The sequence below is a fragment of the Anaeromyxobacter sp. PSR-1 genome (assembly GCF_000964525.1).
In the GTDB taxonomy this organism is placed as follows: Bacteria; Myxococcota; Myxococcia; order Myxococcales; family Anaeromyxobacteraceae; genus Anaeromyxobacter.
Genome location: NZ_BAZG01000156.1, coordinates 1 through 10,433, shown reverse-complemented (window position 1 = coordinate 10,433; position 10,433 = coordinate 1). Strand labels below are relative to the sequence as shown.

The window sequence follows — 10,433 nt, the reverse complement described above, 5'->3', positions numbered from 1 at the left end:
CGCCTCGCCGGCGGGCTCGGAGCCGGAGGCGCCGGGCCGTACAGCGCCGCCACGGTGGCCGCCAGGCGGAAGCTCTCGTCGCGGAAGCGGCGCGCGTCGCGGCCGCGGTCGGTGGGGCGCTCGCGGAAGGCCGCGGGCAGCGCGCGGGCGTAGGTCGTGCCGCCCGTCCAGATCACGTGCTTCCCGCCGGACGAGCCGGGCCCGAGGCCGGGGTCGATCTCGGCGCGCACCTCGAACTCGCCGGTGGCGGACTGGCGGAGCTGGTGGTGCTCGGTCACGTGCACCTGCCGGGCCTCCTCGCCGGGCGCCGCGACCGTCCAGTCGGCCGCCGCGGTCCAGTCGAACGCGCCCAGCCGGCGCGCCGCCTCGTCGGCGTCGAGCGCGAGCGCGGCCTCGGGGTGCTCGGGGTCGAACGCGGCGGGGGCGGGCTCGCGCGGCCGGTCCTCGCGCCCGAGCACGCGCGCGCGCGCCTCCGGGTCGCTGCGGGAGCAGGCGAGGGCGACGAGGCAGAGGGCGAGCGGGGCGCGGCGCATGGCGGGGCATCCTCTCACGAGTTCCGGCGACCCGGGAGGCGCCTCACGAGACGCGGCGCAGCGAGGCGGGGAGGAGCCGCGGCGGGGCCGGCTCGCCGGGGCCGGGCACGGAGGCGGCGGCGGGCGCGGGCGGCTCGGGGGGCGAGCGCGCGCGCGGCGTCGTCGTCGCCGGCGCGGCCGCCGTCGGCGGCGTCCTCGCCGGCGGGGGCCGCCGCGATCACGTCGCCGAGCGCCACGCGGCCGTCGGTCCAGAGCAGCTGCTCGCAGCGCGCCAGCAGGCCGCCCAGCCCGGCCCGGGTCACGGCGGACACCGCCGCCGCGTCGCGCCGCTGCGCCAGGGCCGCCTGCGTCTCGGGCGGGAGCCGATCGACCTTGTTGAGCACGAGGAGCCGCCGCTTCCCGTCGAGGCCCAGGCCGCGCAGGATCTCCTCCACCGCCGCGATCTGCTCCTCCTGCCGCGGGTCGGACGCGTCCACCACGTGCAGCAGCAGGTCGGCGTCGCCGAGCTCCTCCAGCGTGGCGCGGAACGCGTTCACGAGGTCGGGCGGCAGGTCGCGGATGAAGCCCACCGTGTCGGTGATGATCACCTCGCGGTCGCGCGGGAAGCGCAGCCGGCGGCTGGTGGGGTCGAGCGTCGCGAACAGCTTGTCCTCGGCGAGCACCGCCGAGTCGGTGAGCGCGTTGAGGAGGGTGGACTTGCCGGCGTTGGTGTAGCCGACGATGGAGAGCACCGGCAGGCCGCGCGCGTTGCGCTGCTTGCGGCGCAGGGTGCGGTCGGCGCCGAGCCCCTCGATGCGCCGCTCCAGCGCGGTGATGCGGTCGCGCACCCGGCGCCGGTCGATCTCGAGCTTCGTCTCGCCGGGCCCGCGCCCGCCGATGCCGCCGGCGAGCCGCGAGAGCGAGTCGTCCCGGCCGACGAGGCGCGGGTACAGGTACTTCAGCTGCGCCAGCTCGACCTGGAGCTTGCCGTCGGCCGACTGGGCCCGCTGCGCGAAGATGTCGAGGATGAGCTGGGTCCGGTCGAGGATCTTGAGGCTGGTGGCCTCGGCGATGTGGCGCGCCTGCGACGGCGACAGCTCGGCGTCGAAGACGATGACGGTGGCCATGCGCTGCATGGAGCGCAGCACGATGTCCTCGAGCTTGCCCTTGCCGATGAGGTAGCGCGGGTCCGGGTCGCGGCGGAGCTGCAGCGTCGCCTCGAGCACCTCGACGCCGGCCGTGCGGGCGAGCTCCTTCAGCTCCTCCAGCGAGGCCTCCGCCTCGGCGCGCCCGCGCCCCTTGCCGCCGAAGCCCACCAGGATGGCGCGCTCCCGGCCGCCGGTGCGGCGCGCCGCCCGGGCCCGGGCGAACTCGTCCTCGAGCGCGAGCGCGCCGGAGAGCGCGTCGTAGGCGAGGTCGTGGACGGTGGGCGCCTCCTCGTCCTTCCACATGGCGCCCTGCGGGTTCTCCGGGAGCAGGTGCGCGTAGTGCACCCGCCCCGGCAGCCCGTCGTCGCGCACCTCGATGGCGGCCACGAGGTCGAGGCGGAGCAGCGCCAGGTCGGTGTGGTCGTCGCGGGTGAGCGGCTCGCCGTTCAGGTGCGTGTGCACGAGCCGCAGGCCGCGCAGGCGGCTCTCGCCGGCGCGGCCGCGGCCGACGTCGGGGAGGTCGAGCTTGCGGGCGTCGCCGACCACCACCGCCTGCACGTCGCCCTTGCGGTCGAGGAGCACGCCGACCTGCCGGTTGGTCTCGCGGGAGACCTCGGCGAGGTGGCGCGCCAGCTCGGGCGACACGATCGACTGCGCGTCGACGCGGCGGCGGTAGGTGCGGCGGAGGGCGTGGAGCTGCGAGGGCTTGAGGCCGAGGGTGTTGCCGTGGACTTCCTGCATTCGTTGCGAGGAGTCTACCGCGGCGCGGCCGCCGGATCGACGCGATCTGCGGCGGGCGAGGGGCCGACCGCGCGGGGTCGGCCGGCCGGGGAGGGGCGCGCCGCCGCCCGGGGGCGGGCGCGGCTAGGCGGCGACCGCGTCCAGGCCCAGGTAGCGCAGCAGCCGGAGCTGGTGCTGGCCGAGGCCGCGGAAGGACGCGCGGATCCCGCGGGCGGAGAGCGCCTGCGCCAGCACCGCCAGGCCGAAGTCGTGCAGCTCGCGCACGTGGGTGAGGTCGATCCGGACGAGCGAGCCGGGCGCCGCCGCCGCGAGCTGGGCCGCGAGCCGGCGCGCCGTGGGCACGTCGAGCACCCCGTCCAAGCGGATGGCGTTCGCCTCGAGCGCGATGGCCGCTTCCATGGCTGTCTCCCCCGGGCGGCGCGCGGACGGCGCCACCGACGCTGCACCCAGGATTATCCGCGCCGGCCCGCACGATCCGCAAACTCGCGGTGACGGCATGATGACGCACCGGAGGCGCGGCCGGGGCGCGCGCGGGCGGGATCTCACACGATCGGTGCAGGGGCGCGCCGCCCACAGCGGCGCCTGCGGCGGCGACGGGCCGGGCGGCGCCCCATCCCCTGCCAGGAGGATGCGGGCGCGGCCGCGGCGGCGCGATGCTCGGCTCGCCTCACCGTGGTCCGGGATCTGCAAAGCCTGGAGACCGCCATGAACCGGTTCATCGTCCGCCGCCGCGCCGACGGCGTCGTGCACCTCCGGCGCCGCTCCTTCCGCCACCTCCTCGTCGATCGCATCGCCTGGACGATGGCCCTCCTGTTCGTCGCCACCGCCGCCGCGATGACCGCGCTCGTGGCCGCGCTGGTGGAGTTTCCGCTCCTCGTGATCCTGCTCGCGCCGGTGGTCGCCCTCGGCATCTGGGCCGGCCGCCTCGCCCGCGGGGACCGGCTGCAGCCCGCGCCCGCGCCGGTCGATCCGCGCCCGCCGCGCCGCGTCGCCTGATCCGGCCCCGGCAGCCCGGCGCCGGAAATTCGACACCGACCGGCCGGTACCGCGACGCGGGTGCCCGGCTCGAGCCTCCCCGGCGCGCGATCCCTGCGCGCGGGCCGGGCAGCCGCGCGCCGATTGCGCGGGCAGCGGCCGGCGGCGTCCGCCTCGACGGGAGGCCGCCGGCATGGTCATATCGCCGCACCGATGGACTCCCCCGCACAGAGCGCCCGCGCGGGCGCCGGCACCGTCCTGAACGCGGCCGTGGTGGTCGCCGCCCTCGGCTACTTCGTCGACATCTACGACCTCATCCTCTTCAACATCGTCCGGATCCCCAGCCTCACCGCGATCGGCCTCACCGGCGACGCGCTCGTGTCGGAGGGGCTGTCGGTCCTGAACTGGCAGATGGTGGGGATGCTGCTCGGCGGCATCGTCTTCGGGATCGTGGGCGACAAGCTGGGCCGCCTCCACATCCTGTTCGGCTCGATCACGCTCTACTCGATCGCCACCATCGCGAACGGGTTCGTGCACGACCTCGCCACGTACAAGGCGCTCCGCTTCGTGGCCGGGCTGGGCCTCGCGGGCGAGCTCGGGGCCGGCGTGACGCTGGTGGCGGAGATCCTGCCGGCCCGGCTGCGCGGCTACGGCACCATGCTGGTCGCCTCGGTGGGCGTCTCCGGCGCCATCGTCGGCAACGTGGTGGCGAAGACGCTCGACTGGCGCGTGGCCTACTGGGTGGGCGGCGGGCTGGGGCTGCTGCTGCTCGTGCTGCGCATCAAGGTGAGCGAGTCGGGGATGTTCCAGGCGATCCGCCACGCGCACGTCCGGCGCGGCGACTTCCTCACCCTGTTCCGCGGCGGCGAGCGCTTCCGGCGCTACCTCTCCTCGATCCTCATCGGCGTGCCGATCTGGTGCTCGAACGCGATCCTCATCGCGCTCGCGCCGGAGTTCGGGCGCACGCTGGGCGTCACCGGCCCGGTGACCGCGGGCGACGCGGTGATGTTCTTCTACGGCGGCCTGGTGGTGGGCGACCTGTCGAGCGGGCTCCTCTCGCAGGTGTGGCGGAGCCGGCGGAAGGTGGTGCTCCTGTTCGTGGCGCTGCTCGCCGCGGCCAACGTCCTCTACTTCGTGGCCGGCCGCGGCGCCTCGCCGGCGCTGTTCCTCGGCGCGTGCGGCCTGCTCGGCGTCGCCGGCGGCTACTGGGCCATCTTCGTCACCGTGGCGGCCGAGCAGTTCGGCACCAACCTGCGGGCCACCGTGGCCACCACCGTGCCCAACTTCGTGCGGGGCCTCGTCCCGGTGTGCACGCTCTCGTTCCAGTGGGCCCGGCCGCACCTCGGGCTGGTGGGCGCGGCGGCCGCCGTCAGCGCGCTCTGGTTCGGCCTCGCGCTCGTGTCCGCGTTCGGGCTGCGCGAGACGTTCGGCGTGGACCTCGACTACGTCGAGGCGGACTAGGCCATGTCGGCGTACGTGGTGGACGTGGAGGCGGACGGGCCCATCCCGGGCAAGTACTCCATGGTCTCGTTCGGCGCGGTGCGGGTCGAGCCGGGGCTGTCGCGCACCTTCCGCGGCGAGGTCCGTCCCATCTCCGACCTGTGGCTCCCCGAGGCGCTCGCGATCTCGGGCGTCACCCGCGAGCAGCACCTGCGCTTCGGCGAGCCGGGCGAGGTGATGGCCGCGTTCGAGCGCTGGATCCAGGAGACCACGAAGGGCAGGCCGGTGCTGTTCTCGGACAACCTCTCCTTCGACTGGCAGTACGTGAACTGGTACTTCCACACGTACCTGGGCCGGAACCCGTTCGGCTGGAGCGGCCGGCGCATCGGCGACCTCTACTGCGGGATGGTGAAGGACGGCCACGCGCAGTGGAAGCACCTCCGCGCCACCGCGCACGACCACGACCCGGTGAACGACGCGAAGGCGAACGCCGGGGTGCTGCTCCAGCTCGTGGACATGGGCCTGAAGCTGAACCTCAAGTGAGCGCCCGGTGACGCTGTTCGCCCAGGGCGCCCTGCTCGGCCTCTCCGCCGCCGCCCAGCCCGGGCCGTACCAGGCCTACCTGCTCGCGCAGTCGCTCCGGAACGGCGCGGTCCGCACGCTGCCGGTGGTGCTCGTGCCGCTCACCTCCGATCCGCCGGTGATCGCGGCGGTGCTGGTGGCGCTCGCGCAGGTGCCGGCCGGCCTGCTCCGGGCGCTGCAGCTCCTCGGCGGCGCGGTGGTGCTGTGGCTGGCCTTCACGGCGCTGCGCGGGCTGCGCGCCCCGCCCGCCGCGCCGGAGGCGAAGGCGCCGCCGCGCGGCTTCTGGCGGGCGGTGCTCCTCAACTTCACCAACCCGAACGCCTGGATCTTCTGGAGCGCGGTGGGCGGCCCGGTGCTCGCGGCCGCCTGGCGGGACGGTCCCGGCGACGCGGGCGGGTTCCTGGCCGGCTTCTACGCGTTCCTGCTCGGGGGCAACGCCGCGCTGGTGGCCGCGGCGGGCGGCCTGGGCCGGCTCGGGCCGCGCACGCAGCGCGCGCTCACCGCGGTCTCCGGGCTGGCGCTGCTCGCGTTCGGCCTGTGGCAGCTCGCGAAGGGGCTCTCCGGCCCGCGCGCCTGAGCCGCTACCTGCCCGCGCCCTGCGCCGGCGGCGCGGGCGGCGGCGGGATCGCCTTCAGCCGCTCCTTCACCTTCGCGAGCTCCGCGCCGCTTCGGCCGCCCGAGCCGGCGAGGTGGTGCTTCGCGACGTAGCGGTCGACCTTCTCGATCCGGTCCGGCGTGGCCGGGTGGGTGGAGAGGTACGTGGTCCAGCCCGGCTGCTTCCCCTCGCCCTTCTCCAGCTTCTGGAAGAACGTGGCGATGCCGCGCGGATCGTAGCCGGCCGCGGCCGCGTAGCGCGCGCCGTACTCGTCGGCCTCGCTCTCGTCGGCGCGGGAGTACGCGAGCAGCGCGCCCTTGCCGGCCAGCCCCGCCGCGAGCTGCGCCGCGCCGTTGGGGTTCTTCCCGAGCGCGATGCCCATGACCGTCTCGAGCCCCATGGCGTTCACCATCTGCCGCGCGGAGTGGCGCGCCACCACGTGCCCGGCCTCGTGCCCGAGCACGCCGGCCACCTCGGCGGTGTCGTCCGCGGCGAGCAGCAGGCCCGAGTAGACGTACAGGAAGCCGCCCGGGGTCGCGAACGCGTTCACGGTCTTCGGCTCGTTGATGACCTTCACCGACCAGTCCACGTCCGGCCGGTCCTTCTTCGCGCTCGCCAGGATCTTGCCGGTGATCCCCTGGACGTAGGCGTTCACCGCCGGGTCCTCGAGGTACTGGACGTGCTCCTTCGTCTCGAGCTGCTCCTTCACCTGCAGTCCGAGCTGCCTCTCCTGCTCGGTGGGGATGAGCACCGAGGCGAGGGTGGTCTCGGTGGCGACGCGCTGCTTGCCGGTGCAGGCGGCGGCGAGCGCCAGGGCCGCGAGCGCGGCGAGCGGGGTGCGAGACGGTCGGTGCATGCCGGTTCCCTCCGGCGCGCTTCTAGCGCCGGCCCGGCGTGGGGTCATCGTCCGCACGGGGGTGCGGCGCGAAGCCCGGTGATCGGTCCGGGGCGCGGGCGGGGCGGGCGCGTCCCGCGGATCCCGGATTTGAAGCCCGCCGCTCCCCCGCGGTACAAGCGGACGGTCGATCCTTCACGGAGGGGGGCGTCACCATGTCGCGCACGCGCCTCGCGGTCCTCTCGACCGCCTTCGCGGTCGTGGCCGCGGGGGTCTTCGGCCTCGGGTTCCTGCGCGGCGCCGCCGAGGCGTCCGCCGCGCCCGCGCCGCCGCCGCTCTCGACCGAGTACCCGGGGGGCGCGCCCATCGACGCCGCGCGCATCCAGACCGGCCGGCTCACCTTCGACCGGATGCCGGCCGAGGTCTCGGGCGCGCTCGAGCTCCACTCCGCCGAGATCGTGAAGCAGGCGGAGGTGCTCGCCACCAAGCAGGCCCGCATCACCGGCACCTGCGCGCCCGGCTCCGCCATCCGCGTGGTCGCCCAGGACGGCACGGTGGTGTGCCAGCGCTTCCCGCGCGGCGTCGTGTCGGTGTCGTCGCTCGCCGGCGTGCCGCGCGTCTCCACCACCGCCACCACCCAGCTCAGCGTGCCGGGCGGCGTGGGCCGCTACCAGTCCGCGGGCGAGGACGACTTCCTGGTGGTCCCGGTGGACCTGCCCGACGGCGCGGTGGTGACCGGCTTCTCGTTCGTGTTCTGGGACAGCGACGCCAAGATCGACGGCGCCGCGTACCTGTACCGCTCCGACGACACCGCCATGGCGGCGCTCGTGACCAAGGACGCGGTCGAGGAGGTGCGGGTGGTGTCCACCCAGGACATCGCCGCGCAGAAGGTGGACAACGGCGCCTTCGCCTACTTCGTCTACCTGCAGCTCTCGGCCGCGGCCGGGCCGCGGCTCGTGCCCATCGCGGCCTCGGTGGCCTACAAGCTGCCCTGAGCCGCGCACGGCGCGCGCGGCCCGTGACCCCGGCGGCGCGATCCCCGCCGCGATCGGCGCGCGTTTGCGTCTACAATGCCGCTCCCCATGTCCCGAAGCGCCCTCCGCCGCGTGAAGCGGCTCGTGGTCAAGGTCGGCACCGGCACGCTCACCGACCGCGCCGGCCGGTTCGACCGCGACAACTGCGGCCGGCTCGCCTCCGAGCTCGCCGAGGTGGCGCGCGGGCGGAAGGTGGTGCTCGTCTCCTCCGGCGCGGTGGCGCTCGGCGCCGAGCGGCTCGGCCTCGTGCGCAGCCGCGGCAAGCCCTGGGACATCCCCACCAAGCAGGCCTGCGCCGCCGCCGGCCAGCCGCACCTCATGGCCGCCTGGGGGGAGGCGCTGGGGCGCCACGGCCTCGTCACCGCCCAGGTGCTGCTCACCGCCGACGACCTCGCCAGCCGCAAGCGCTTCCTGAACGCGCGCCGCACCTTCGAGCGGCTGCTCGACGCGGGCGCGGTGCCGGTCGTGAACGAGAACGACACCGTCGCGGTGGACGAGATCAAGGTCGGCGACAACGACACGCTCGCCGCGCTGGTGGCGGGCTGCGTGGAGGCCGACGCGGTGGCGATGCTCACCGACGTGGACGGGCTCTACGACCGGAACCCCGCCGAGCCCGGGGCGCGGCTGCTCCGCGACGTGCCGCGGGTCACCGCCGAGATCGAGCGGAGCGCGGGCGGGGCGGGGAGCGAGCGCAGCGTGGGCGGGATGATCACCAAGGTGAAGGCGGCGCGGCGGCTCGGCGCGCAGGGCGTCGTCACCGCGCTCCTGTCCGGGCGCCGCGCGCGGGCGCTGCCGGCGCTGCTCGCGGGCGAGCCGGTCGGCACCGTGTTCGCGCCCGGGGCGCACCGGCTCAGCTCGCGCCAGGGCTGGCTCGCGGCCGCCGCGCGCGGCAAGGGCGTCATCCTGGTGGACGCGGGCGCGCGGCGCGCGCTGGTGGAGCAGGGGCGGAGCCTGCTGCCGAGCGGCGTCCGCGGCGTGCAGGGCCAGTTCGGGGTGGGCGATCCGGTGGACGTCGCGGTGGACCCGGCCCGCCCCTTCGCGCGGGGCCTGGCCGGCTACGCCGCCGACGAGGTCCGCCGCATCGCCGGGCTGAAGACCGGCGAGATCGAGCGCGCGCTCGGGTATAAGTACCTCGACGAGATCGTCCACCGGAACGACCTGGTGGTCCTCGAGACCGGCCGGGAGTGAGCATGCGCAAGGAGAAGTCGCTGGGCCTCGCCGCCGAGATGCGGAAGCTGGCGGAGGCCTCGCGCGAGGCCGCCCGGGCCCTCTCGCATGCCGACCCCCGCCGCAAGGACGCCGCGCTCCGCGCCGCCGCCGAGGCCATCGGGCGCCGCGAGAAGCGGATCCTGGCCGAGAACGCGCGCGACCTCGCCGCGGCCCGCGCCGCCGGGCAGAACGCGGCGTACCTCGATCGCCTGAAGCTCGACCCGAAGCGGCTCGCCGGCATCGCCGCGTCGCTGCACGAGATCGCCGGGCTGCGCGACCCGGTGGGCGAGGTGACCGCGAGCTGGCGGCGCCCGAACGGCCTCGAGATCCGCAAGGTCCGCATCCCGCTCGGCGTGGTGCTGATGGTGTACGAGGCCCGGCCCAACGTGACCGTGGACGCGGCCGCGCTCTGCCTGAAGAGCGGCAACGCGGCCATCCTCCGGCCCGGCTCCGACGCGCTCCGCTCGTCGCTCGCGCTCGCCGAGGCGTTCGCGGAGGGGCTCGAGAAGGCCGGGCTGCCGGCGGCCAGCGCGCAGGTGGTGCCCACGCCGGACCGCGAGGCCACCTACGAGCTGCTCGCGCTCGACGACCTCATCGACCTCGCCATCCCGCGCGGCGGCCCGTCGCTCATCCGCGCCGTGGCGGAGCGCTCGCGGGTGCCGGTGCTGAAGCACTACCAGGGCGTGTGCCACCTGTACCTCGACGCGTCGGCGCCGCCGCAGCAGGCGGTGGACCTGGCGCTGAACGGCAAGGTGCAGCGCCCCGGCGTGTGCAACGCCACCGAGTGCCTGCTCGTGCACCGCGCCGCCGCCGGCAAGCTCCTGCCGCCGGTGGGCCGCGCGCTCGCCGACGCCGGGGTGGAGCTGCGCTGCGACCCCACCGCGCTCACCATCCTGAAGCGCGCCGGGGTGGCGGCGGTGCCGGCCCGCCCGGACGACTTCGGCAAGGAGTTCCTGGACAAGATCCTGGCCGTGCGGGTGGTCGCGGACCTCGACGGCGCGCTCGAGCACATCGCGCGCTACGGCTCGCTCCACACGGAGGCGATCGTCACCCGCGACCTCGGCAGCGCGCGGCGCTTCCAGCGCGAGGTGGACGCGAGCGCGGTGATGGTGAACGCGTCCACCCGCTTCAACGACGGCGGCGAGCTGGGGCTCGGCGCCGAGATCGGCATCTCCACCACCAAGCTCCACGCGTTCGGGCCCATGGGGCTCGCCGAGCTCACCACCCAGAAGTTCCTGGTCGAGGGCGAAGGGCACGTGCGGTAGCGAGAGGAACCTGATGGCGACGAAGAAGAAGGCAGCCGGCAAGAAGCCGTTCGCGAAGAAGACCCCCTCGAAGCGCGCGCCCGCCCGCCGCGGGCCG

General features: G+C 75.5%; 10 protein-coding genes and 1 pseudogene. 7 read left to right on the top strand and 4 right to left on the bottom strand.

The features are described from left to right. The 3 genes and pseudogenes from PSR1_RS18010 to PSR1_RS18000 form a co-directional block, all read right to left on the bottom strand. A pseudogene (locus tag PSR1_RS18010) lies at positions 1-533 on the bottom strand (hypothetical protein); the annotation flags it as partial. A 14-nt stretch (positions 534-547) separates the two neighbouring features. Next, entirely contained in the window at positions 548-2,401 is a 1,854-nt protein-coding gene (gene hflX, locus PSR1_RS18005; protein ID WP_237758122.1) for a GTPase HflX, read from the bottom strand. Positions 2,402-2,524: 123 nt separating this feature from the next. Beyond that, complete coding sequence (locus tag PSR1_RS18000) at positions 2,525-2,800, bottom strand: STAS domain-containing protein (protein WP_059438827.1); 276 nt, start codon at positions 2,798-2,800, stop codon at positions 2,525-2,527. Between the two features lie 306 nt (positions 2,801-3,106). On the opposite strand from PSR1_RS18000, the gene PSR1_RS17995 reads away from it, so the two are divergent. From PSR1_RS17995 to PSR1_RS17980, 4 genes are all read left to right on the top strand, one after another. Then, a complete protein-coding gene (locus tag PSR1_RS17995; protein ID WP_059438826.1) occupies positions 3,107-3,397 on the top strand; it encodes a hypothetical protein in 291 nt (96 codons plus the stop codon). Between the two features lie 192 nt (positions 3,398-3,589). Next, the gene (locus tag PSR1_RS17990) at positions 3,590-4,837 is read left to right on the top strand and encodes an MFS transporter (protein ID WP_059438825.1); all 1,248 of its coding nucleotides are present in this window, start codon (positions 3,590-3,592) and stop codon (positions 4,835-4,837) included. 3 nt (positions 4,838-4,840) lie between these two features. Beyond that, the gene (locus PSR1_RS17985) at positions 4,841-5,359 is read left to right on the top strand and encodes an exonuclease (protein ID WP_059438824.1); all 519 of its coding nucleotides are present in this window, start codon (positions 4,841-4,843) and stop codon (positions 5,357-5,359) included. A 7-nt stretch (positions 5,360-5,366) separates the two neighbouring features. Continuing rightward, positions 5,367-5,975 carry a LysE family translocator gene (locus tag PSR1_RS17980; RefSeq protein ID WP_059438823.1) on the top strand — a complete coding sequence of 203 codons (609 nt, stop codon included), beginning with the start codon at positions 5,367-5,369 and terminating at the stop codon, positions 5,973-5,975. 4 nt (positions 5,976-5,979) lie between these two features. On the opposite strand, the gene PSR1_RS17975 is transcribed toward PSR1_RS17980, so the two are convergent. Beyond that, positions 5,980-6,849, bottom strand: a complete 870-nt coding sequence (locus PSR1_RS17975; RefSeq protein ID WP_059438822.1) for a M48 family metallopeptidase — start codon at positions 6,847-6,849, stop codon at positions 5,980-5,982. A 194-nt stretch (positions 6,850-7,043) separates the two neighbouring features. On the opposite strand from PSR1_RS17975, the gene PSR1_RS17970 reads away from it, so the two are divergent. From PSR1_RS17970 to PSR1_RS17960, 3 genes are all read left to right on the top strand, one after another. Continuing rightward, entirely contained in the window at positions 7,044-7,823 is a 780-nt protein-coding gene (locus PSR1_RS17970) for a hypothetical protein (RefSeq protein WP_059438821.1), read from the top strand. Between the two features lie 87 nt (positions 7,824-7,910). Continuing rightward, positions 7,911-9,050: a glutamate 5-kinase gene (gene proB / locus PSR1_RS17965; protein WP_237758119.1), complete on the top strand. Its 1,140-nt coding sequence runs from the start codon at positions 7,911-7,913 to the stop codon at positions 9,048-9,050. Positions 9,051-9,052: 2 nt separating this feature from the next. Next, positions 9,053-10,336: a glutamate-5-semialdehyde dehydrogenase gene (locus tag PSR1_RS17960; protein ID WP_059438819.1), complete on the top strand. Its 1,284-nt coding sequence runs from the start codon at positions 9,053-9,055 to the stop codon at positions 10,334-10,336. Positions 10,337-10,433: the final 97 nt, after the last annotated feature.

Coding starts and splice junctions, on each gene's coding strand:
- hflX (WP_237758122.1), bottom strand. CDS start 2,401: ATGCAGGAAGTCCACGGCAACACCCTCGGCCTCAAGCCCTCGCAGCTC.
- PSR1_RS17960 (WP_059438819.1), top strand. CDS start 9,053: ATGCGCAAGGAGAAGTCGCTGGGCCTCGCCGCCGAGATGCGGAAGCTG.
- PSR1_RS17985 (WP_059438824.1), top strand. CDS start 4,841: ATGTCGGCGTACGTGGTGGACGTGGAGGCGGACGGGCCCATCCCGGGC.
- proB (WP_237758119.1), top strand. CDS start 7,911: ATGTCCCGAAGCGCCCTCCGCCGCGTGAAGCGGCTCGTGGTCAAGGTC.
- PSR1_RS17970 (WP_059438821.1), top strand. CDS start 7,044: ATGTCGCGCACGCGCCTCGCGGTCCTCTCGACCGCCTTCGCGGTCGTG.
- PSR1_RS17975 (WP_059438822.1), bottom strand. CDS start 6,849: ATGCACCGACCGTCTCGCACCCCGCTCGCCGCGCTCGCGGCCCTGGCG.
- PSR1_RS17990 (WP_059438825.1), top strand. CDS start 3,590: ATGGACTCCCCCGCACAGAGCGCCCGCGCGGGCGCCGGCACCGTCCTG.
- PSR1_RS17995 (WP_059438826.1), top strand. CDS start 3,107: ATGAACCGGTTCATCGTCCGCCGCCGCGCCGACGGCGTCGTGCACCTC.
- PSR1_RS18000 (WP_059438827.1), bottom strand. CDS start 2,800: ATGGAAGCGGCCATCGCGCTCGAGGCGAACGCCATCCGCTTGGACGGG.